Source organism: Sphingomonas sp. CFBP9019, from assembly GCF_034045155.1.
Classification (GTDB): Bacteria; Pseudomonadota; Alphaproteobacteria; order Sphingomonadales; family Sphingomonadaceae; genus Sphingomonas; species Sphingomonas aerolata.
This window is the reverse complement of the sequence record NZ_JAXCWK010000005.1, coordinates 400,420-421,822: the sequence shown is the minus strand read 5'-3', so window position 1 is coordinate 421,822 and position 21,403 is coordinate 400,420. Positions and strand designations below refer to the sequence as shown.

Here is a 21,403-nt window from a genome sequence, read left to right as displayed (position 1 = left end):
GGCATCGTCGTCCTTCCGGCCCATTACCGGCCATCAGCGCATTATAGACGGCCCGCGGCCTCACCCGACGGTGCCGAGCGAGCGAATTCGCGCGCGGGCATGGATTTCGTTCTGCGACAGCACGACGGTCGCCGGGCGGACGCGCTCGATGATCGAGCGGACGAACGGGCGGATCGACGGCGTCGTCAGCAGGCAGGGGATCTCGCCGTCGCCCGCCAGCCGGTCAAACGTCTCGCGGATCGCGCCGAGAAACGCCTGGAGGCTCGACGGCGCCATCACCAGCTGGCGGTCGTCGCCCTGGCCGACGATGCTGTCGGCGAACGCCGCGTCCCATGCGCTCGACAGCGTGACGATCGGGATCGCCCCGTCGCGCGACTGCTGCGCGGAAATCTGCCGGGCGAGCCGGCCGCGGACATGCTCGGTCATCTGGGTGATGTTCGCGGTCAGCGGCGCGGCCTCGGCGATCCCCTCGAGGATCGTCGGCACGTCGCGGATCGAGATCCCCTCGGACAGCAGGTTCTGCAGGATCCGCTGCACGCCCGAGATCGAGATGCGGCCGGGCACGATGTCTGCAACCAGGCTCTTCGACTCCGCGTGCACCTCGTTCAGCAGCTTCTGCGTCTCGGTATAGCTCAGCAGGTCGGCGATGTTGTCCTTGACCAGCTCGGTCAGGTGGGTGGTGATGATCGTCCCGCAATCGACCACGGTCAGCCCGCGCAGGCCCGCCTCGTCGCGCAGCTCGCGGTCGATCCACAGCGCGGGCAGGTCGAACACCGGCTCGCGCGTCGGTTCGCCCGGCAGCGCGAGTGCGCCGCCGCCGGGATTGATCACCAGCAGCCGGTCGAGCCGGATATCGCCGCGCGCCGCCTCGGTCTCCTTGATGAACACGACATATTGGTTAGGCTGCAGCGCCATGTTGTCGATGATCCGCACCGCGGGCAGCACGAAGCCATACTCCGCCGCCATCTGCCGGCGCAGCGCGCGGACCTGGTCGTCGAGCCGCGGTTCGCGCTGCGCATCGTTGATGATCGGCAGCAGGCCATAGCCGATCTCGATCCGCACCGCGTCGATCGCCAGCGTACGCGAGATCGGTTCCTCGACCGCGCGCTCCTCCGCACTCGCGAGCGCCTCTTCCGCACGCAGCCGGGCCTGCTCGGCATCGGCCTTGCGCGACAAGGCCCAGCCCGCCCAGCCGCTCAGCCCCGCGAAAATCGCGAACGGCACGAACGGCAGGCCGGGCAGCAGCGCGAGCGCGCCCATCAGCGCCGCGACCATCCCGAACGCCTTGGGGAAGCGCCCGAGCTGATCGCCGAGCGCGGCGCCGGTCTTGCCCGCGACGCCGCCCTTCGACACCAGCAGGCCGGCGGCGATCGACACGATCAGCGCGGGGATCTGGCTGACCAGCCCGTCGCCGACGGTCAGCAGCGTATAGCTGTGGAACGCCTCGCCGAACGGCACGCCGTGCACGCCGACGCCGATGATCAGCCCGACTAGCACGTTGATCGCGGTGATCAGCAGGGCTGCGACCGCATCGCCCTTCACGAATTTCGACGCACCATCCATCGCGCCGTAAAAGCCGCTTTCGGCCTCGACCTCGGTCCGGCGTTCGCGCGCCTGGCGTTCGTCGATCGTGCCGGCGTTGAGATCGGCGTCGATCGCCATCTGCTTGCCGGGCATCGAGTCGAGGCTGAACCGCGCAGCGACCTCGGCGATGCGGCCGGCGCCCTTGGTGATGACGACGAAGTTGATGACGATGAGGATCGCGAAGATCGTCAGGCCGATGATCGTGTCGCCGCCGATCAGCAGGTCGCCGAACGCCGCGATCACCCCGCCCGCCGCCTCCGGCCCCTCATGGCCATGCGCCAGGATCAGCCGCGTCGAGGCGAGGTTGAGCCCGAGGCGCAGCATCGTCGCGATCAGCAGGATGGTCGGGAAGGCCGACAGCTGGAGCGGTTTCTCGATGAACAGCGCGGTCATCAGGATCATCACCGACAGCGTGATCGACAGCGCGAGGCCGAGGTCGAGCATCCAGCCGGGCATCGGCAGGATCAGCATGCCGATGATCGCGATCACCCCGACTGCCAGCGCCATGTCGCGGTTCGCGCCGATCCGCTGGACCAGCCCGGCCAGGCCTGCCGAACCCCCGCCCGTGCCGCCGCGAGTACCCCCGGCTGCGCGCATTTCGCCCGCCCGGCTCATTGTGCGGGGGCGACGGCGATGCCCGCCTCGATGAAGGTCTTGAGCTTGTTGCGCATCGTCCGCACCGAAATGCCGAGGATGCCCGAGGCGGAGGTGCGATTGCCGTGACAGCGTTCGAGCGTGCGCAGGATCAGCGCGCGCTCGACCTCCTCGACGGTCCGCCCGACCAGGCTCGCGACCTCGACATTGGCGACCGCGGTCAGCCGTTCGCCATTGGCGAGCACGAGGTCGGCCGGGCCGATGGCGGCGCCGCGCGACAGGATCAGCGCGCGCTGCACCACGTCTTCCAGCTCGCGGACATTGCCGGGCCAGGCATAGCCGTCGAGCAGCGCGAGCGCGTCGGGATCGACGCCGCCGGCAGACCCCTGCGCTGCGCCGCGCGCGAAATGCGCCGCGAGCAGCGCGGCGTCGCCCGGGCGTTCGCGCAGCGGCGGCACGCGGATCTCCGCCCCGGCCAGCCGCGCGAGCAGGTCGCCGCGAAACGCGCCCGCGGCGACACGGTCGGGCAGGTCGGCGGCGCTCGTCGCGACGAGGCGGACATCGTCGGCGCGGCGCAACCGCTCGACCAGCCGCGCCTGCGCCACGGGGGCGAGCCGGTCGACGTCGCGCAGCACCAAGGTACCGGTGCGCGCCTGGTCGATGCCGCCGATCCGCCCCGGATCGGCCTCCGTCGCCACGCCCGGCTCGCGGCCGAACAGCGTGGTCTCGACGATCTCGCGCGCGTCGTCGCCGCAGCCGATCGACAGGAAGGGCAGGCGGGCGTCATGTGCAGTATGCAGCGCCCGCGCGAGATGCGCCTTGCCGCTGCCGCGTTCGCCCAGAATCAGGACGGACGTGCGCGCCGGCGCCAGCGCGGCAAGCGCCGCAGTCGCGCGCAGGAACGCCGGCGCCTTGCCGATCAGCGTCGTGTCGGGCGCTGCGGCGACCAGCGCGAGCGCGGCGGCGATCAGCTCGCGCTGCGGCGGCATCGGCACATAGTCGCACGCGCCCGCGCGGATCGCGGCGACCGCGCGTTCGGCGGGCGCATCGATCCCGCACGCCAGCACGGGCAGCGCGAAGCGTTCGTGGCGCAGCCGCGACAGGAACCCCGCGACATCGGTCTCGACGTCGATCATCACCAGCGCGCGATGTTCGCGGCGCAACCGGACGAGCGCGAGATCCGGCGTGTCGGCCATCGCGACATCCGCGCCCGCCTCGCGCGCCATCTCGGCGGCCAGCCGCAATTCGGTTCCCGGCGCGCCGATCAGCAACAGCCCCACGTTCAACAGCGGCTCCATCGCGCTCAACGGTCCTGCCGGACGATTTCGGTCAGCGTGATGCCGAGCGAATCGTCGATCAGCACGACCTCGCCGCGCGCGATCAGCCGGTCGTTGACGAAGATGTCGACCGGCTCGCCGACCTTGCGGTCGAGCTCGATCACCATCCCGACCTTCAGCCGCAGCAGCTCGCCGATCGGGATGCGCGACCGGCCGAGCACCGCCTGGACGCGCACTGGAACGTCGAACACCGCATGGAGCTCGGGTTCGTCCGCGCTCGCGCTCGCGCTTGGCGTGGCCGCGGCGGCAGGTGCGCCCGGCAGCTGCATCGTCGGCGCGCCGTCGGGCAGGATGTCGTCGAACTCGTCGAGGAACGCGACCGGATCACCGGGGGCGATCAGGGTCGGCGTATCGGTGGCGGGCGTATCGCTCATGCGCGGCTCCATCATGCGTTCATCCACTGGCGGATCACCGAGGCGGATTCGGGGGTGGACGTTGAAATCGTGTCGCCGACGCGTTGCAGGATCGACAGCTTGACCCGGCCATCGACCTGGTCGAGCGCGATTTCCTGATCGAGCGCGGCGACCGGCTCGCCGCCGGGGCCCTCTGCGTCGATCGGCGTGCCGTCGGGTCCGGTCAGCGCGGCGGGCTGCGGCGTCTGGCCGCGCAACAGGATATCGGCCTTGGCGAGATCGCCCGCGTCGCCCGCGCCGGGTTTCGACTTGAGCATGCGCAGCGCGACCAGCCCGACCGCGGCGATCAGCAGCAGTTTGACGAAATCGGCGATCCCGCCCGCGGGCAGCATCGCCAGCCAGCCCTCGTCCGTGTCCGCAAGCGCCGGGTCGCCCGCAAACGCCATGCTTTCGATCACCACGCTGTCGCCGCGCGCGCTGTCGGCGCCGACCGCGGTCTCGACCAGCCGGGTCAGCCGCTGAATCTGCGCGGCGGGCAGGCCCTTGGCGCCGCCGTCGATCATCACCGCGACGTTCAGCCGCTTGATCCGGCCCGGCGCGCGCAGCACCACGCTGTGCGTCTTGCTGTTCTCGTAGGTGATGTCCTCGGACGTCTCGTCATGCGCCTCCTGGCGACCGCCGCTCGTCCCTGCGGCGGGGGGAGCGTTCTGCGCCTCGGGCAGCTGCTGGCCGACGCTGGCGAGCGACGTGGCGGGATTGGTCTCGGCATTCTGGTCCTTGCCGTTGACCGTGACCTGGTGCGCGACGACCTGCTTGTCGGGATCGAACATGTCCGATTCCTCGCGCGTCTGGTCGCGGTCGATCTCCGCCGACACTTCCGCGCGGACCTTGCCGTCGCCGACGATCGGCTTGAGCAGCGCCTCGACCTCGTCGCGCAGCTTGCCCTCGACCTGCGCCTGGCGTTCGTCGGCCGCGCCCGATCCCATCACCCCCGCCTCGCCCGCGCGCGCCAGCAGCGCGCCGGTCTGGTCGACCACCGAGATCGCCTCGGGGGTCAGTTCCGCGACCGAGGACGCGACCAGATGGCGGATCGACTGGACCGCCTCGGCGGACAGCCGGCCGCGCGTCTTGACCGTGACCGCGGCGCTCGCCTTGCTCGTCGACGTCGCGAACATCGCGCGTTCGGGCATGACGATGTGCACGCGCGCGCGCGTCACGCTCTGCAGCGTCTCGATCGAGCGGGCGAGCTCGCCCTCGATCGCGCGCGTCTCGTTCATCTTGGCGCGGCTCGCGGAGACGCCGAACGGCTCTTCCTGGTCGAGCACGTCATAGCCGATCTTGCCGCCGAGTTTCTCGCCCGCCATGCTCATGCGCAGCGCCGCCAGCCGGTCCTCGGGCGCGAGCACCGCGGTGCCGTCGGCGGACAGCGCGAAGGGCACGTTCTGCGCCTTCAGCTTGTCCGCCATCGCCTGCGCGGCGGCGGGATCAAGATCGGTGTAGAGGAACGCCATCCGGCTCTCGCCGCCGCGCAGCGCGACGAAGGCGAGCGCGGCCAGCAACGCGATTGCCACCCCGCCCATCATCATCAGGCGCTGGCGCCCCAATTGTGCCAGTCCGGCGCGAAGCTGCTCCAAGCGATCCCCCATGGTTCTCGCGTTCATTATAGGCGGCGCGAGGGGCGGACATTTTTGCCGGGCGGACAAATTTGCCTAGTGGCGTGCAGGCTCAGTCCGGTTGGGTCGGAGCAGCCGCAGTTTGCGCCTGCGCGAACGCCGCGCGGACGGCGTCGGCGCGCTGCGCGGCGTCGAGGACGACCCCGCCCTGGTCCCAGTGGATATGACTGTCGCCGATCGGCAGAGTCGGATCGGCGACGATGCTGATCGCCAGCCGGCGGCGGTCGCCCGCCTGACGGACCGCGACCCGCCGCGTCATCTCGTCGACCAGCTCGGGGTGGACCGCGACCTCGATCTCCTGACCGCGCACGACCTGGCGCAGCACGCGGCCGATCGCGTCGTCGATCGCCAGCGCGGGCGGCACGGATGCCGCGAGCAGTTCGGCGGCGGTGGCCGCGATCGACGCCGCGGCCTGCGCCGCCTCGTCGGCGAGCCCCTCCAGCTGCGCGTCGATCTCCTCGATCGCGCCGTGCAGCGCGTCGGTCGCGGCGAGCAGCCCGGCCTCGCGGTCCGCCCGCGCCGCGGCAAGCCCTTGCGCAAAGCCCGCGTCGTGCGCCTGCGCGGTGGCCGCGGCGCGCTCGGCGGCGGCCAGCGCGCATTCGGCCTCGAGCGTCGCGATACGCAGGCGCAGCGTGACCGGATCGTCCGAATCGCTCGGCGTCTCGACTGCGGGAAACACCCGGTCGAACGCGAACGGGCGGATGTGGAAGGCGGCGTCCATCGGTCCTGCCTCAGACGATCATCGTGTCGTCGCTCTTGGGATCGACGAGCATGATCTCGCCGCGATCCGCCAGCGACTTGGCCAGCCGGACGAGCGCCGCCTGCGCCGCGTCGCAATCGCGCGCGCGGACCGGGCCCATCGCTGCCATGTCCTCGCGCATCAGCTTGGCGGAGCGTTCGGTCATCGTGCTGAGGAACAGCGTGCGGATCGTCTCGGGCGCGCCCTTCAGCGCCAGCGCCATCTCGCGCTTGTCCGCCTGGCGGACGATCGTCCCGATCGCGGCGGGCAACAGGCTGCCGAGATCCTCGAAGGTGAACATCAGCGCGCGGATCCGTTCGGCGGAATCGGGCGCGGATTCGTCGAGCGCGGACAGCATTGCCTCCTCGGTCGACCGGTCCATCGCGTTGAACACCTCCGCCATCGCCTCGTGCGGGTCGCGGCGCTGCGCGCGCGACAGGTTGTTCATGAATTCGTTGCGCAGCGTCTGCTCGACCTGCTGCAGCACCTCCTTCTGCACCGTCTCCATCCGCAGCATCCGCTGGACGACGTCGATCGCGACGTCCTTGGGCAGTTCGCCGAGCACGCGCGCGGCGTGATCCGATTTCAGCTTCGACAGGATCACCGCGACCGTCTGCGGATATTCGTTGCGCAGATAGGCGGCGAGCACCGCCTCGCTCACGTTCGACAGCTTGTCCCACATCGTCCGCCCGGCGGGACCGCGAATATCCTCCATGATCTCGCGCACGCGGTCATTGGGAAGGATCCCCGCGAGCAGCCGCTCGGTGGTCTCGAACGATCCGTGCAGCCGGTTCATGCTGCCGACCTCGCCCGAAAACGTGACCAGCAGATGTTCGGCGACGGTCGCGGGCACGCGGCCGAGCTGTGCCATCGCGGACGACAGGTCCTTGATCTCCTCGACCGACAGATGTTCCCAGATCGGCGCGCCATGTTCCTTGCCGAGCACGAGCATCAGCGCGGCGGCGCGTTGCGACCCGGTATAGCGCTTCATCTCGATCGGCTCGGACGGGGCCACCATCATGTTCATCCTCGGGTCTGCTCCAGCCTGTGCATGCGATGGGCGATCGGCACCGCCGCCGCCATGGTCGTCCTATTATAGGAGGAACGACACCCGGAGCGGACGACACGCATGGCGGATCTATCGAGCGGACTGATCGGTCTGGGCCTGCTGACCGGGACCAGCATGGCCGACGTGGCGTCGTCGGCGGTGACGATCGAGACGCGCGCGCAGCGCCGGGCGCGGCTGCAATTCACCACGCCTGCGACCACCCCGCCGTGGAAGATCAGCGCGACGCCGCCCCCGGTGCGCAGCCAGGTCGCAGCGATCACCGCGCTCCGGTCGATCATCGACCGCGCCGCGCCGGGCGGCAGCGGCCCGCTTCCCGCAGACGTCCAGACCAGCTTCATCAGCTACAAGGCACTCGACCGGCTCCGCATCCTTGCCGAGACCGCAGCGGGCACGACCACCGGCAGCCGCGACCGCGCCGCGTTGCAGAAGACGTTCGACCGCGGGCTGGCCGATCTCCAGACCTATCTCGGCTCCGCCCCCTCCGATCTGGTCGACCTGTCCTTCGGCAGCATCGCCCGCCAGGTACAGAGCGTCGCGGTCGCCGCGCCGGCATCGCTCAGCGCGACGACGATTGCGGGCAAGGGCATCGTCGCGGCGCGCGATGCGGTCCTTCCCGGGGTCGCGGGGACCGAGACGCTGCGCATCGGGCTGTCGACGACGACGAGCGCGGACAGCATCCTCGTCGCGCTCGACGGGGCGACGACGCTCGACGGCATCGCCGACCGGATCAACGCCGCGATCGCCGCGGTCCCGCGCCGCGATGCCGCAGGCGCGGTCGAACTCGACGCGCAGGGCGCGCCGGTGCCGCGCTGGGAGGTGCGGATCGAACCCGCCAAGACCGGCGATCGCTGGGGGCTGTCGATCACCCGCGGCGGGTTCGAGACGGTGGCGATCGATCAGGTCGGGGCGGGCGACGCGCTGATGATCGCGCGCGGCGTCGCGACGCCGGTGACCGCCAGGCCGCCCGTCGCGCCCGCCACGGCCGCGCCCGCCCCGGTCGTGAGCGTGGCGATCGGCCGGATCGACGACCCCGCGGGCACGATGACGCGGCGCAGCTTCGCCACCATCGCCGCAGTCGACACGGCGGCGACCGAGCGGCTGAAGATCGCTGCCGACGCGGACAAGACGGGCAAGACGAAGGCCACCACGATCGCCGCCTCGGTCGGTACCGCGGCGATGGCGACCGACGCGCAGGGCTTCAGCTATATCGTCGGCACCAGCGCGGGCGATCTGGGGGCGAACCGTGCGGACGGCGCGGACGATCTGCTGCTGACCAAGGTCGACAGCGAGGGCGCGGTGGTCTGGACGCGGATGCTCGGCACCACAGGCAGCGCGCGCGGTGCGGCGGTGACGATCGGTCCCGATGGCGGCATCGTCGTCGCGGGCACCGTCGCGGGCGGCTTCGACGGCGGCACCAGCGACGGCGACATGCTGGTCGCGAAATATGATGCGCAGGGCGACGAACGCTTCGCGACGCTCGTCCGCGCGACCGGCCCGCAACAGGCGGCGGCGGTCGCGGTGGCGTCCGACGGCACGATCTATGTCGGCGGGCAAAACGGCGCGGCGGACGGGGAGGCGGTGATCACCCGGATCGACGCGACCGGCCGCGTCGGCGAACGGCGGGTGATCGACGATGCGGGGAGCGTGCGCGGCCTGGCGGTCGCCGCCGATGGCGCGCTGCTCGCGCTGACCGCCGAGGCGGGGCGCGCGGTGCTGCGACGGATCGACGGTGCCGCGCTGTCGAGCGATCTCGCCCGGCTCGATCTCGGGCGCGGCGATGCGCGCGCGCTCGCGGTCGCGGCGGATGGCGGAATCGCGGTCGTCGGCGCGGCGGACGCGGCGCTCGACGGCGTGCAGGTCAATGCCCGCACCGGCGGCCGCGACGCGTTCGTCGCGCGCGTCGATCCCGCACTGCAGACCGCGGCGATCACCTATCTCGGTACCAGCGCGGAAGATCAGGCGGACAGCGTCGCCTGGCTCGGCGGCGCGATCCATGTCGGCGGCCGGACCGCGGGCGTGCTCGACACCGCCCGCACCGGCGACGTCGACGCGTTCGTCGCTAGGATCGATGCGGCGACGGGGGCGATCGCCGCGGTCCGCCAGTTCGGCACCGCGGGCACCCGCGCCGACGCGGTCCAGGTCAGCGCCGCGCCGGGCGGCAACAGCGTGCTCGGCGCGCTCGGGCTCCACCGCGGCACGCTGACCCCGACCGACTCGGTCACGCTCGAGGCGCAGACCGCGCTGCGTGCGGGCGATTCGTTCGCGATCCGCGTCAATGGCGGGCCGCCGACCGCGATTCTCCTCACCGATACCGACACACTGACGACGCTCGCCGACCGGGTCCGCCGGCTGGTCGGTCGTCGCGTCGGCAGCGTGACGACGCCGACCGCGAAGGACGGCCGGTCGCTGCGGGTCGACCTGAAGCCCGGCAATGCGGTCGAGTTCGTCGCCGGGCCCGTCGGGCGCGATGCGCTGGCCAAGCTCGGCCTGCCCGCGCGCCGGATCACCGCACCCGCCGCCGCCGATCCGGCCGCGCCGCGGATCCGGCCGGGCGGCAGCTTTGGGCTCGACCTGACCGCCACGCTGCGGATCGATACGCGCGCCGACGCCGCTGCGGCGCTCGCGCGGATCAAGCAGGCGATCTCGTTCACCCAGTCCGCCTATCGCTCGCTCTACTGGGACGACACCAAGGCGCTGCTCGCGAACGACACGCCCAAAAGCGGCCGCAAGCCCGGCTCGACCGCGATCGAGCAGAAACAGACCGCCAATTACCAGGCCGCGCTCTCGCGGCTGTCCAGCCCCTCGACCAGCTACGGATTCTGATCATGCCCCAAGGCCCCTCGATCCTCGCCGGGATCACCCGCGAGATGAAGCATCTCGCCGAACGCCAGCGCGTGATCGCGCAGAACATCGCGAACAGCGAGACGGTCGGGTTCAAGGCGCGTGAGGTCACCGCCCCCGACTTCGCCGACCTGCTCGCCGCGCAGGGCGAGGGGGGCCGGCGCGCGTCGATTGCGCGGCCCCGGGTCCAGCTTACCAGCGGCATGACCGCGCTCGGCGCGCGCCCGCCGCGCACCGGCAGCAGCATCGTCGTCGACTCCGACGTCAGCGAGATCAAGCCCGACGGCAACAGCGTCACGCTCGAGGATCAGTTGCTCAAGCTGGGCAAGATCCAGGCAGATTTCGCGACGATGACCAATCTCTACCGCAAGCAGCAGGGGTTGCTGAAGGCGGCGCTGGGTCGCGGCGGCTGATCCCACGCGCGCCCGGTCAGGGGAAACAGGCGGCGACGATTGCGCAGACGTCCGCGGCCGGCAGGCTGTCCAGCGCCACGTCATAGGCAGGGTTGAGGCTGTAGCCCTGCAGCGCGCCGGCCCGGTCGACCGCCACCGACAGCACGCGGTACGCCTCGACTCCCTCGGGCACGTCGCCCGTGCCGTCGCGGACCAGCGCAAGGCCGCCCGCCAGCGCCGGCCGGTCGGGATCGGCGATGACGATCGATTGCCCGGGCAGCCCCCCGCCGAGCGTCGCGGCGCCGGTGCGCAGCGCAAACGCCCTGGGGCCGACGGTCACGGGCGCGGGAATCGTCGTGCCGGTCGGCGTCCGCGCGATCCGCCCGCCGCCGATCGGCGTACCATAGACCGCAAGCACGGGCGGGGGCACCTGGGGTGGCGCGGTGGCGGTGGCGTCGCGCAGGTCGCGATCGAGCGCGGCGATCCGCTGCCGTGTCCGCGCGATCCGCTGCGCCTCGCCCGGGATCGCCGCGAGGAATTGGTCGAGCCGCCCGCTCGCATGCTCGGCGACCAGATAGGCGCGCAACGCCGCCTCGTCCGCGACGCCGAACAGCCTGCAGAGCGCGGCGACGGTCGGGGCATTCCAGCGCGCCAGCCCCTTTTGCGCGTTTTCGAGCCGCGACAGGATGACCGGGGGAATGCCGTGGCGCGTATCGATCAGCCCCGCGGTCAGCGCGGGGTCGGCGGCACGGCGCGCCCGGACTGCGGCGGCGAGCAGCAGCGCGCCGCGCGCCTCGTCCGCGTCGTCGAGCGCGGCGCCCTCGGCAAAGGGCGCGAACCACTGCGCCATGTCGAAACCGGGCGCGTCGACGTCGATAAGCAGCGACCCCGCCTCGACGTCGAGCGCGGCGGCGATCCGGACCAGCTCGTCGGCACGCGGCCAGACCTCGCCCCGCTCGATCTTCGACAGGCGGATATAGGATATTTCGGGTATCGTGGCGGCGAATGGCAGCAGCGCGAGCGCGCTGTGACGCACGCGCATCTCGCGCAGGCGATTGGGAAACACGATGTGGCGATAGCGGTCGACGATGACCGGGTGAGGGGACTCGTCACGCTGCGGCCGTGCGTCCCCGCCGATCGGAGGCGTACCGCGTCGACCGTCCTTGCTCATCCCGACCCTTCCTATGTGGAGCGTGCCGGATCCTGTAGAGCGATTGGCGCGGCGATCAATCCGTCGCGGGCGCCTGCAATGGGGTCAGTGATCACCGGCACCCGCACCGCGCCGGGCGCTGAGCAGCGCCCAGGGCCCGTGCGCGGCGAAGTCGAGGATCGGTGCGGCACGCGGCGTTCCGCGAGGGGAATGCCCGCGCGCCGCCGTTGCGCCCCCCGCCAGGTCGAGCAGCCAGGCGCCGCCATCGTCGCCGCGAGGCGGCGGGGACGCGCTCAGCGCCACGCCGACGCCATCGGTGACGATACAGGCGCCGGTCAGATCGGGCGTGCACAGCCCGGCCGCGGTCAGCATGCCGAACAGCGCGTCGGCGGCGATGCAGACCGCGTCCATCGCCGGACCGCAGATCGCGCTCTGCCACAGCTCGCGGGTACGCGCCGCGCATTGCCGCAGGCGGTGGTCCCAGACCAGCACCGGCGCGCGCCCGCCCCAGCCGTCGCTCGGGATCGCGATCGCGAGCAGCGCGGTGTCACTGAGCTGGAGCAGCCCGGCCGCGATCGTGGCAATGTCATGCGCCGCCAGCGGATCAAGTCCCGCTGCAGCGGTGACGGGTTCGATCCGCGTGCGGTCTGCCGGACTCGTCCGGGGGAGCGCGGCGATGGGCGGCGGGGCAAGCTTTCGAACCAGCGTCACGGGCGTACCTTTAGCGAGGATAGCCTATTCTAGGACGAATCTCTGGCCCGCCATTATCGAAATGGTCATAAATTCATTCAGCCCGCATGGTCGGCGAGGCCGGTGGCGCCACCGGCGCGGCGCCAGCGCGAGGTGATCGCCCCGGCACCCATGCCGGCACAGGCCTCGTCGGCGAAGCTCGGCATCGCGCGGGCGAGATCGGCGATCGTCCCCGCGGCGCGCTTGGCGAGCTGGCGCGAGCGTTCGCGGATGACCGCGTCCTCGCTCTCTTCGCGCACGCTGCCGCCCAGCCGCCGCTCGATCGCGTCGCGATGTTCGGCGATCTTCTCCTCGAGCGCGGCGAGCTCGGCGGGATCGATCGGATAGAGCGCAGAGCGTAGGCGAGGCTGGCCGGGCAGCGCGGCGCGCCGCGGCTCGGCGGCGCGCGCGCGACGCCGCAGCTGTTCCATCCCCGTGCTGCGCAGGTGATCGAGATATTGCGTGATCAGCACCGTGCGCGTCTTGTCGGCGAGATAGGCGGCGGCGGCGGACTCGGTGCGGTCGAGCGCCTCCTCGTCGACGAGCAGCGATTCCATCGCCACGTCCTCGCCATCGGTGTTGCGCGCGGGCGCGCTCAGCGACACGGTGACCGCGGAAACCTTGCGCGCCGACGGCCGCTGGTCGGTCATCACGCGGAAGCGCAGGCCCTGCAGCTCGCCGCGCAGCTGCCAGTTCACGAACGTGGTGAACTGCGCCTTGGCGGGGTCATAGGCCTGGATCGCGCGGTGCACGCCGATCGCGCAGCATTGCTCGGCATCGTCCCAATGCTGCGTCAGTCCATATTGGCGGATGAAGTGGCGGATGCGCGGTGCGATCAGCTTGAGGATGGTTGCGAAGGCCCGGTCGGCATGGACACGCTGGCGGTTGGTCTGCGGCGCGCCCTCGGCGGGCGTGTTCGCGATGACGAGGGCAACGGCGTCTTCCAGTGCGGCGGTAATCTTCGACATCAACAGTCCCCCAAGGAAAACCGGCGGCGATGAGAAGCGCGTCCGGTGATCGCATTTTGGGACTGGGCGGTTTAATATCCTGTAACCCATCCTATACGCAAAACTACCTATCCTATGGATTGCGGGGTCGGGCGCGCGAACCGTTCGGGGCGCACCTGCCGGTCGAGATAGACCAGCATCCAGTCGCGATGCGCGGCGGTCGCGTCGCCGGTCTGCGCGATCCTGCGCCCGCTCGCATGGCTGCCGATCTGCGCGTCGAGCAGCGTCTTGGCGCGCGTCTGGCACAGCCCTCCGTCGCGCATGAACCGGATCGCGTCGCCCAGCCCCAGATGATGGCCGAGATAGGCGAGCCGCGCGATGCCGCGCGTGTCGTCCGCACCGATCCCGGCTCGCTGAAGCCCGTCGAGATTGCGCCGGGCATAATCGGCGACGCCGTTGATCGCCGCGGTCGCGTCATAGCGCAGCGCGAGCAGCGCGCCGCGCGCCTCCGCCTGGACCCGACCGCCACGCAGCCATCCGCGCGCCTGCGCCTCGCCGTGCAGCCAGGTCCCGGGGGTCTCGGCCATGCCCTGCCAGGTGCGGGTCAGGAACTGGCCTAGTCCCGCCGCGCTCGATCGGGGGTTGCGCGAATAGAGTTTCCAGCCGCCGTCGCTGGTCTTGGCGGCCTCCGCATCGACGATCGCGGCCAGCGCGGCGGGCGGGATCCCGGTCCGCGCCGCCGCGGCATCGATGCAGTCGCCATAGCGCGCATTCGCCCCGAAGCTGCATGGCGCCCGCGTATCGGAGGATACCGAGCGGGGGGCAGGGTCGCTCCGCCACGACTGCGGCGCGCGCGGCGCGACCGCGGACGGTGGCGATACGGCGGGCGGCCCGGGCCGGGCGGCAGCGGCGGCAGTGCCGCGCGCCGCATGTTCACGGGCGAGCAGAGTCAGCAGCGCGTTCAGCTCGCTGTCCTGATCGCGCGACTCGGCGGACGAATGGCGGTCCGGCGCGAATGCCGCCGCGTCGCTCCGCGGCGACGACGCATCTGCGCCGAGCGCGGCCTGCCACAGCCGCTGCGACAGCTCGGCCTGTGCCGCGCCATACAGGATCGACGCGCGGCGGGACGGGGGCAGCGCCTCCAGCGCCGAGGCGGGGATCATCGCGCGGCGGCGGCGATCGCCGCGCGGCGACGGCCCTGCGTGCCGGCCGCGTGCCGTGCGCCGGTCCGGTCGTCGAGCACCGCCTGCTCGGCCGCATCGCGCGCACGCGCGGCGTCGGCATGGAACGTCGCCACCGCGCCGTCGAGCGCCATCTGCGCACCATAATGCTCGACCGCCTTGCGCCGAAGCGCCTCGAGCTGGACATGCGCGGCGGCACGCGCCGCCGCCAGGCTCAGCTGCTGGTCGCGCGCGCGCGCGAAGAAGGGTTCGGTGCCCAGCCGGTGGTCGTGCGCGACGATCGCGCTCTCGCGCATCACGGCGCATTCGATCGCGATCCGCGCCTGCTCGATCCGCTCGAGCTCGGCGACGATCGCGCCGATCGCGGTGCGCACCGCATCGAGCCGGCGCTCGGCGATCCGCAGCGCGGTGTCATAGGGGGTCATGCGGCATCCTCCATCGCATCCTGTGTGGCATCCGCGGCGAGCAGGGCGGCGAGCCGGGCGAACCCGTCCTCGGCGCCGCCGCGATCGCGCTTGCCCTGCGTCAGCAGCGTCTCGATTCCGGGGGCGATCCGGATCGCCGCATCGACCTCCGCGCTGCTGCCCGCGGCATAGGCGCCGAGCCGGACCATCTCCTCCATGTCGCCATAGGTCGACAGGATCCGGCGCGCGGCGAGCCGGACCGTCTCCTGCGCCGGCGCATGGCAATGCGGCAGCGTGCGCGACACCGACTTCAGGATGTCGATCGCCGGATAGCGACCGCGCTCGGCGATCCTGCGGGTGATGACGACATGCCCGTCAAGGATCCCGCGCACCGCGTCGGCAACCGGTTCGTTGTGATCGTCGCCATCGACCAGCACCGTGAACAGCCCGGTGATCGACCCCTGGCCCTCTATCCCCGGCCCCGCGCGTTCGAGCAGCCGGGGCAGCTCGGCGAAGACCGACGGGGTATAGCCCTTGGTCGCGGGCGGCTCGCCGCTCGCCAGCCCGATCTCGCGCTGCGCCATCGCGAACCGCGTGACCGAATCCATCAGGCACAGCACGCGCAGACCCTGGTCGCGGAAATGCTCGGCGATCGCCAGCGTCGTCCACGCCGCCTGGCGTCGCATCAGCGCGGGTTCGTCCGATGTCGCGACGACGACGACGCTACGCGCGCGGCCGTCGGGCCCCAGATCGTCCTCGACGAATTCCTGCACCTCGCGGCCGCGCTCGCCGATCAGCCCGATCACCGCGACGTCGCAGTCGGTCCAGCGCGCGAGCATCGACAGCAGCACCGACTTGCCCACCCCCGATCCGGCGAACAGCCCAAGCCTTTGCCCCTGGCAAAGCGGGACGAACACGTCGAGCGCGTGGACGCCGGTTTCCAGCTTGGCGCCGACCCGCGCGCGGTGCGCAGCGGCGGGGGGCGCGGCGCGGATCGGCCGTCGCTGCAGTCCGTCGGGCAACGCGCCGCGTCCGTCGATCGGCCGGCCGAGCCCGTCGACCATCCGCCCGAGCCAGGCGTGATCGGGGCTGAGCGAGACCTGTTGCGCCGCGAGCACCGCGCGCGCGCCGGTGGCCAGCCCCTGCGGATCGCTGAACGGCAGGCAGTGCGCGACCCCGGCGTCGAGCGCGGTGACCTCCGCATCGAGCGGACCGCCCGGCAGCATGATGCGCAGCCGCGATCCGATCTGCGCCGCGCCGGCCAGCCCCGCCACCTCGATCAGCGCGCCGCGGACCGACGTGACCCGGCCATAACGCTGCTCGATCGCGACATCGCCGAGCGCGGCGAGCGTCGCGGCGCGCATCCGGCGGGGGGCATCCGCCGCCGCTCCCGCGCCGGCCGCCGTCACGCGGCGGCGGCCTGCAGCCGGCCGAGCGCCTCGGCCTCATAGGTGATGAGCGTCCGGCACGTCGCGAGCGCGCGGTAATAGTCGCCGGTCGCGACCAGCCGGGCAAAGCTCGCACAGGCCTGTTGCGCGGCCTCCGCCTCGAACGCGTCGAACAGTTCGGCGAGCCGCGCGACCACGTCGTCATGATGCGCGGGGCGATGCCGCTCGTCGATATAGGCCATCATGCAGGCGAGATAGAGCCGCCGCGCGGGCGTGGTCGCCGCGTTCGGGGTCATGATCTCGCGTTCGCGCAGGATCGACACCGGATTCTCGATGATCAGCTCGCACCGCTTCGCCGCGCGCATCACCGCGCCGTTGACCACCAACCGCTCGCCGTCCCGTACCGTGATCCGCAACGTCATCGCGCCGCTCCCTGTCGCTGTTTCGATAGTTATAGGATGGATGCGGGGCGGCAGGGCGCGCCCGGCAGTTTTTGCCGCCGCCGCGGCTCCGGCTGCAACCTCGAGGCACGGCATGACAAATTCCCGCGGGCCGCGACCGGGAGGGGGTGGCGCACGCCTATAATCCGTGACGAGGGGGCCGTGCGCCCCGCCCGACGGGAGATTACCCACCGTGAGTCTATATTCCGCTTTGTTCGCCGGCGTGTCCGGTCTGAGCGCCGAGTCCAGCGCGATGGCATCGGTCGCCGACAACATTACCAACATCAACACGGTCGGCTACAAGGCGGTCGACAGCCAGTTCAGCACGCTGGTCGGCGATGGCCGCAAGGGCAGCGTCTATGCCGCCGGCGGTGTCGCCGCGCAGCCGCGCGCGCTGATCTCGAAACAGGGTCTGCTCCAGGCCTCGGCGAGCTCGACCGATCTGGGCATCGACGGCCAGGGCTTCTTCGTCACCCGTACCGGGATCGATGGCGGAACCAGCGTCGCACTGACACGCGCAGGCTCGTTCGCGCCCGACAAGGACGGCTATCTGCGCAACACCGCGGGGCTGTACCTGCAGGGCTGGCGGCTCGACGCGACGGGGGGATATACGAACACCGGCACGGTCGCCTCGCTCGAACCCGTGCGGGTCAGCGACCTGACCGGATCGGCGGCAGCGACCAGCCGGCTCCAGGTCCGCGCCAATTTCCAGGCGACCACGACGCCGCGCCCGGGTCATGTCACCGGCACGATGGCGACCGGTGCCGAGACGCCCGACTTCAGCCGCGCGTTCGACGTCTATGATCAGCAGGGCAATGCGCACCGCGTCACGCTGGGCGTGGTCAAGACGGCCGCGAACCGCTGGGCGGGCGAGCTCTACGTCACCCCCGCGAGCGATGTCACCGCCGCGAACGGCCTGCTCAGCTCGGGCGCGATCGCCTTCAACCCCGATGGCAGCCTCGACCTCGCGAACAGCGATGCCGCCTTCTTCGCGCCGCTCGCGCCGAGCTGGACCAATGGCGCGGGCGCGCAGCCGATCGCGCTCGATTTCGGTGCGGATGGCGGGCTGACCGGGTTCACGCAGTTTTCCAGCCCGTCCTCGGTGATGAGCTCGACCGTCGATGGCGGGCTGCTCGGCAACGTCTCGTCGATCAGCGTGACGCGGGCCGGCGAGGTCAGCGCGCTGTTCGAGGACGGGACGAGCCGCGCGATCTTCCAGCTGCCGATCGCGACCGTGCCCAATCCCGACGGGCTCAGCCGGACGACGGGCAACGGCTTTGCCCTGTCCGACGATTCGGGCGGCATCGCGATCAACCCGCCGGGTGTGCTCGGCGCGGGGTCGATCGATTCGTTCAAGCTCGAGGCCTCGACCTCGGACCTGGCGCTGGAGTTCACCAACATGATCCGCTTCCAGCGTGCCTACAGCGCGTCTTCGAAGATCATCACGACGGTCGACGACATGCTCCAGGAAGTCAGCAACCTGAAGCGATGACGACGGCCGTGCGTGAAGGAACATCGGCATGTCGCTGAGCGAAATCCTGTCCTCCGCCCTGTCGGGGCTCGGCGCGTCGCAGGCGGGCATCCGCACGGTCTCGAACAACATCGCGAACGTCAACACGCCGGGCTATGCGCGCGAAACGGTCGCGTTGCAGACGGGGGTCACCGCGGGCCGCGTCAACGGCGTGGTGGTCGGCGAACCCGGCCGCGTCGCGGACAAGTTCCTCGAAGCGACCGTCTATGGCCGCAGCGGCGATGCGGGCCGCGCCGAGGTCGAGGCTGGCTATCTCGACCGGTTGCAGTCGCTGCTCGGCGCGACCGGGTCCGAATCCGCGCTGCCCGCGCGGCTCGACGCGATCGCCGCGACCGCGACCGCGATGGCCGGCGCCAATGGCGGGTCCGCGGTCACCGCGCCCTTTGTCGGCATGGTCGAGGACGCGATCGGATCGATGCGCCAGCTCGGTCGCGACGTCGACGTGCTGCGCGGCGATATCGAGGGCGAGGTCGGTGACACGGTCGAGCGGGTCAACGCGCTGCTGCGCACGGTCGACACGCTCAACGATTCGATCTTGCGGCTGCAGGGGCTGGGGCGCAGCGCGTCGGGCCCCGCCGACCGCCGCACGACCGCGCTCGAGGAGCTCAGCGCGCTGATCGGCATCACCGCGCGCGAACAGCCGAGCGGGCGGGTGACGATCGATACCGCCTCGGGCGTCCCGCTGCTCGACCAGCGGCTGCGTCAACTCTCCTATCCGGCGAGCGGGGTCGGCAGCGCGCAGCCGGTCTATCCGACAATCGACGTCCGGTTCGCCGAGGCGGACGGAACGCTCGGCGCGGCGACCGGGACGACGCTCGACACGCCGGCCATGGGCGGGCGGCTCGGTGGGCTGCTCGACCTGCGCGACCGGCAGTTGCCGGCGTTCTCGGCGCGGGTCGAGACGCTGTTCGCGGGGCTCGCGCGGACGATCAACGCCGCGTCCAACACCGGGTCGGCGGTGCCGCCGCCGGCGATACTCACCGGCCGCGCGACCGCGCTGACCGGTGGCGACCGGCTGGGGTTCACCGGCGCGGCGCTGATCGCTGTGACGCGCTCGGACGGCACGATGGTCGCCGGCACCACGCTCGACTTCGACGCGCTCGGCGCGGCCGCGACGGTCGACGATGCGATCGCGGCGATCAATACCGGCCTGGGCGGTGCGGCGACCGCGTCGTTCGCCAACGGCACGCTCACCATCGCCGCGACCGGCCCAGGCACCAGCGTCGCGGTCGCGCAGGACACCGCGCGGCCGAGCGCGCGTGCCGGCATCGGCCTGTCGCACTATTTCGGGCTGAACGACATCGTCCGCAGCGACACGAGCATGCTCGTGCCGTCGGGCTTCACCACCGCCGATCCGCATCGCTTCGCCGCCGGCGAGGCGGTCGATTTCGCGTTGCGCGATTCGTCGGGCCGGCTGGTCGCGCGCTATGGGCTGACGGGGGCGACGGGGCCGACCTATGGCGACCTGATCGACGAGCTCAACGCCAGTCCGCTCGGCGGCTATGGCCAGTTCGCGCTCGACGATGTCGGACGCCTGCGGTTCTCGGCCACCCGCGCCGAATCGGGGGCAATGCTCTCGGTCCTGTCCGACACGACCGACCGCGGCGGCACCGGACGCGGTTTTGCAGCGATCACCGGGCTGGGCGCGGCGGGGGCGGGGCTCGACAGCGCCGGGGTCCGCCGCGACGTGCTCGCCGACCCGACCCGCCTGCCGCTCGCCCGGCTCCAGCCCGTCGCGGTGGGAACGAAGGCGCTGGGGCCGAGCGACCGGCGCGGCGCGACCGCGCTGGTCGATGCGCTGGCGGGCGCGGTCGATCTCGGCGATGCGGGGACGATGACGATCGCGCGTTTCTCCGCGGTCGTGCTGGGCGATGCGGGATCCGCCGCGTCGCGCGCCACCGATCGTGCGGACCAGATGGGCGCACGCCGCGACGACGCGATCAACCGCCGCGACAGCGTCTCGGGCGTCAATATCGACGAGGAGCTCGGCCAGATGGTCGTGCTCCAGAACAGCTATGCCGCCGCCGCGCGCGTCATGACCACCGCGAGCGAGATGTACGACACGCTCCTCGGCATGATCAGATAGGACCAGCATCGATGACCCGCATCGCCACCATCCCGCTCCAGCGGACGCTGACCGACGCGGTCCAGAAGGCGCAGCAGCGGCTCGCGCAGACGCAGCTGCAGCTCAATTCGGGCAAGAAGGCGAAGGACCTCGCCGATCTCGGCAGCGCCGCGGTCCGCACTTTGTCCGCGCGCAGTGCGCTGTCGATGCAGGCGGCGCAGAGCGCGGCGACGACCCGGCTCGGCACGACCTTGTCGCTGTACGAGGCCAATATCACCGCGATCGACACGATCGCCGGCGATCTGCGGACACAGCTGATGACCGCGGTCGGCACCGGCGCGACGCCCGCGCTCGGCAGCGCGATCGAAAGCGCCTTCAGCCAGTTCCGCTCGGCGCTCAACGCGACCGACGGCAGCGAGCCGCTGTTCGCAGGCGCGCAGGGCGACGCGATCCCGTTCAAGCCCGCGACGCTCGCCGAGACCGCGGGCACGACGACGCAGGCCGCATTCGGCAATGACGACGTCCGCGCCTCGGCGTCGATCGGCGGCGGCGCGACGCTGACCTACGGCGTCACCGCGAGCGAGCTCGGCGACGGCGTGCTCGCTGCGTTCCGGACGCTGGCCGAGGCCGGGCCGATCGGCGCCAGCCCCAGCGCGGGCCAGGCCGCGGCGCTCAAGACCGCGATCGCGCAGCTTGACGCCGCCTTGCCGCAGATCCGCGGGCTCAACGCCGCCAACGGCCTTCGCCAGGCGCAGATCGAGACGCTCGGCGCGCGCGCGGCCGATCGCGCCGCGCTGCTCGAGAAGATCGTCTCGGACAATGAGGATGCGGATTACGGCCAGATCTCGATGGATCTGATGCAGCGCAAGACGATGCTCGAGGCGAGCTATTCGGTGTTCGGCAAGGTCGCCGGCCTCAGCCTCGTCGCCTATCTGCGCTGACGCCGGCGGCTCGGGCACCCGGCGCCGCAGCGGTTGCGCCTGCCG

At 71.6% G+C, this 21,403-nt stretch carries 18 protein-coding genes; 5 read left to right on the top strand and 13 right to left on the bottom strand.

Annotation, left to right across the window (positions count from 1 at the left end):
* Nucleotides 1-60 precede the first annotated feature (60 nt).
* The 6 genes from flhA to SOM18_RS16980 form a co-directional block, all read right to left on the bottom strand.
* Complete coding sequence (flhA, locus tag SOM18_RS17005; protein WP_414712138.1) at nucleotides 61-2,091, bottom strand: flagellar biosynthesis protein FlhA; 2,031 nt, start codon at nucleotides 2,089-2,091, stop codon at nucleotides 61-63.
* Nucleotides 2,092-2,195: 104 nt separating this feature from the next.
* Nucleotides 2,196-3,476: a sigma-54-dependent transcriptional regulator gene (locus SOM18_RS17000; RefSeq protein WP_320482020.1), complete on the bottom strand. Its 1,281-nt coding sequence runs from the start codon at nucleotides 3,474-3,476 to the stop codon at nucleotides 2,196-2,198.
* A 5-nt stretch (nucleotides 3,477-3,481) separates the two neighbouring features.
* Nucleotides 3,482-3,784 carry a flagellar motor switch protein FliN gene (fliN, locus tag SOM18_RS16995; RefSeq protein WP_414712137.1) on the bottom strand — a complete coding sequence of 101 codons (303 nt, stop codon included), beginning with the start codon at nucleotides 3,782-3,784 and terminating at the stop codon, nucleotides 3,482-3,484.
* Nucleotides 3,785-3,900: 116 nt separating this feature from the next.
* Entirely contained in the window at nucleotides 3,901-5,514 is a 1,614-nt protein-coding gene (fliF, locus tag SOM18_RS16990; RefSeq protein ID WP_320482018.1) for a flagellar basal-body MS-ring/collar protein FliF, read from the bottom strand.
* A 79-nt stretch (nucleotides 5,515-5,593) separates the two neighbouring features.
* A complete protein-coding gene (locus SOM18_RS16985) occupies nucleotides 5,594-6,262 on the bottom strand; it encodes a FliH/SctL family protein (RefSeq protein ID WP_320482017.1) in 669 nt (222 codons plus the stop codon).
* A 10-nt stretch (nucleotides 6,263-6,272) separates the two neighbouring features.
* The gene (locus SOM18_RS16980) at nucleotides 6,273-7,307 is read right to left on the bottom strand and encodes a flagellar motor switch protein FliG (RefSeq protein WP_320482016.1); all 1,035 of its coding nucleotides are present in this window, start codon (nucleotides 7,305-7,307) and stop codon (nucleotides 6,273-6,275) included.
* Nucleotides 7,308-7,409: 102 nt separating this feature from the next.
* On the opposite strand from SOM18_RS16980, the gene SOM18_RS16975 reads away from it, so the two are divergent.
* Together SOM18_RS16975 and SOM18_RS16970 are read left to right on the top strand one after the other, a co-directional pair.
* Entirely contained in the window at nucleotides 7,410-10,172 is a 2,763-nt protein-coding gene (locus SOM18_RS16975; RefSeq protein WP_320482015.1) for a hypothetical protein, read from the top strand.
* A 2-nt stretch (nucleotides 10,173-10,174) separates the two neighbouring features.
* A complete protein-coding gene (locus tag SOM18_RS16970; RefSeq protein ID WP_320482014.1) occupies nucleotides 10,175-10,603 on the top strand; it encodes a flagellar basal body protein in 429 nt (142 codons plus the stop codon).
* A 16-nt stretch (nucleotides 10,604-10,619) separates the two neighbouring features.
* Here SOM18_RS16970 and SOM18_RS16965 read toward each other — a convergent pair whose 3' ends face one another.
* From SOM18_RS16965 to SOM18_RS16935, 7 genes are all read right to left on the bottom strand, one after another.
* Nucleotides 10,620-11,753 (bottom strand): helix-turn-helix transcriptional regulator, encoded by a 1,134-nt coding sequence (locus tag SOM18_RS16965; RefSeq protein ID WP_320482013.1) that lies wholly within the window; start codon nucleotides 11,751-11,753, stop codon nucleotides 10,620-10,622.
* Nucleotides 11,754-11,837: 84 nt separating this feature from the next.
* Nucleotides 11,838-12,443 (bottom strand): hypothetical protein, encoded by a 606-nt coding sequence (locus tag SOM18_RS16960; RefSeq protein WP_320482012.1) that lies wholly within the window; start codon nucleotides 12,441-12,443, stop codon nucleotides 11,838-11,840.
* A gap of 77 nt (nucleotides 12,444-12,520) precedes the next feature.
* Nucleotides 12,521-13,429, bottom strand: coding sequence for a sigma-70 family RNA polymerase sigma factor (locus SOM18_RS16955; RefSeq protein ID WP_320482011.1), 909 nt, complete (start codon nucleotides 13,427-13,429; stop codon nucleotides 12,521-12,523).
* A gap of 107 nt (nucleotides 13,430-13,536) precedes the next feature.
* Complete coding sequence (locus SOM18_RS16950) at nucleotides 13,537-14,571, bottom strand: peptidoglycan-binding protein (protein ID WP_320482010.1); 1,035 nt, start codon at nucleotides 14,569-14,571, stop codon at nucleotides 13,537-13,539.
* A complete protein-coding gene (locus tag SOM18_RS16945; RefSeq protein WP_320482009.1) occupies nucleotides 14,568-15,014 on the bottom strand; it encodes a hypothetical protein in 447 nt (148 codons plus the stop codon). The genes SOM18_RS16950 and SOM18_RS16945 overlap by 4 nt, the downstream gene beginning before the upstream one ends.
* Complete coding sequence (gene fliI, locus SOM18_RS16940; RefSeq protein WP_320482071.1) at nucleotides 15,011-16,357, bottom strand: flagellar protein export ATPase FliI; 1,347 nt, start codon at nucleotides 16,355-16,357, stop codon at nucleotides 15,011-15,013. The genes SOM18_RS16945 and fliI overlap by 4 nt, the downstream gene beginning before the upstream one ends.
* A 41-nt stretch (nucleotides 16,358-16,398) precedes the next feature.
* On the bottom strand, nucleotides 16,399-16,803 hold the full coding sequence (locus tag SOM18_RS16935; RefSeq protein WP_320482008.1) for a flagellar biosynthesis repressor FlbT: 405 nt from the start codon (nucleotides 16,801-16,803) through the stop codon (nucleotides 16,399-16,401).
* A gap of 211 nt (nucleotides 16,804-17,014) precedes the next feature.
* Here SOM18_RS16935 and SOM18_RS16930 point away from each other — a divergent pair, with 211 nt between their 5' ends.
* Genes SOM18_RS16930 through SOM18_RS16920 form a run of 3 tightly spaced genes read left to right on the top strand, consistent with a single transcriptional unit; the run spans nucleotide 17,015 to nucleotide 21,358 of the window.
* Complete coding sequence (locus tag SOM18_RS16930; RefSeq protein ID WP_320482007.1) at nucleotides 17,015-18,313, top strand: flagellar hook protein FlgE; 1,299 nt, start codon at nucleotides 17,015-17,017, stop codon at nucleotides 18,311-18,313.
* Nucleotides 18,314-18,341: 28 nt separating this feature from the next.
* Nucleotides 18,342-20,438, top strand: coding sequence for a FlgK family flagellar hook-associated protein (locus SOM18_RS16925; RefSeq protein WP_320482006.1), 2,097 nt, complete (start codon nucleotides 18,342-18,344; stop codon nucleotides 20,436-20,438).
* An 11-nt stretch (nucleotides 20,439-20,449) separates the two neighbouring features.
* Nucleotides 20,450-21,358 (top strand): flagellin, encoded by a 909-nt coding sequence (locus tag SOM18_RS16920; RefSeq protein ID WP_320482005.1) that lies wholly within the window; start codon nucleotides 20,450-20,452, stop codon nucleotides 21,356-21,358.
* The last annotated feature ends 45 nt before the right edge of the window (nucleotides 21,359-21,403 follow it).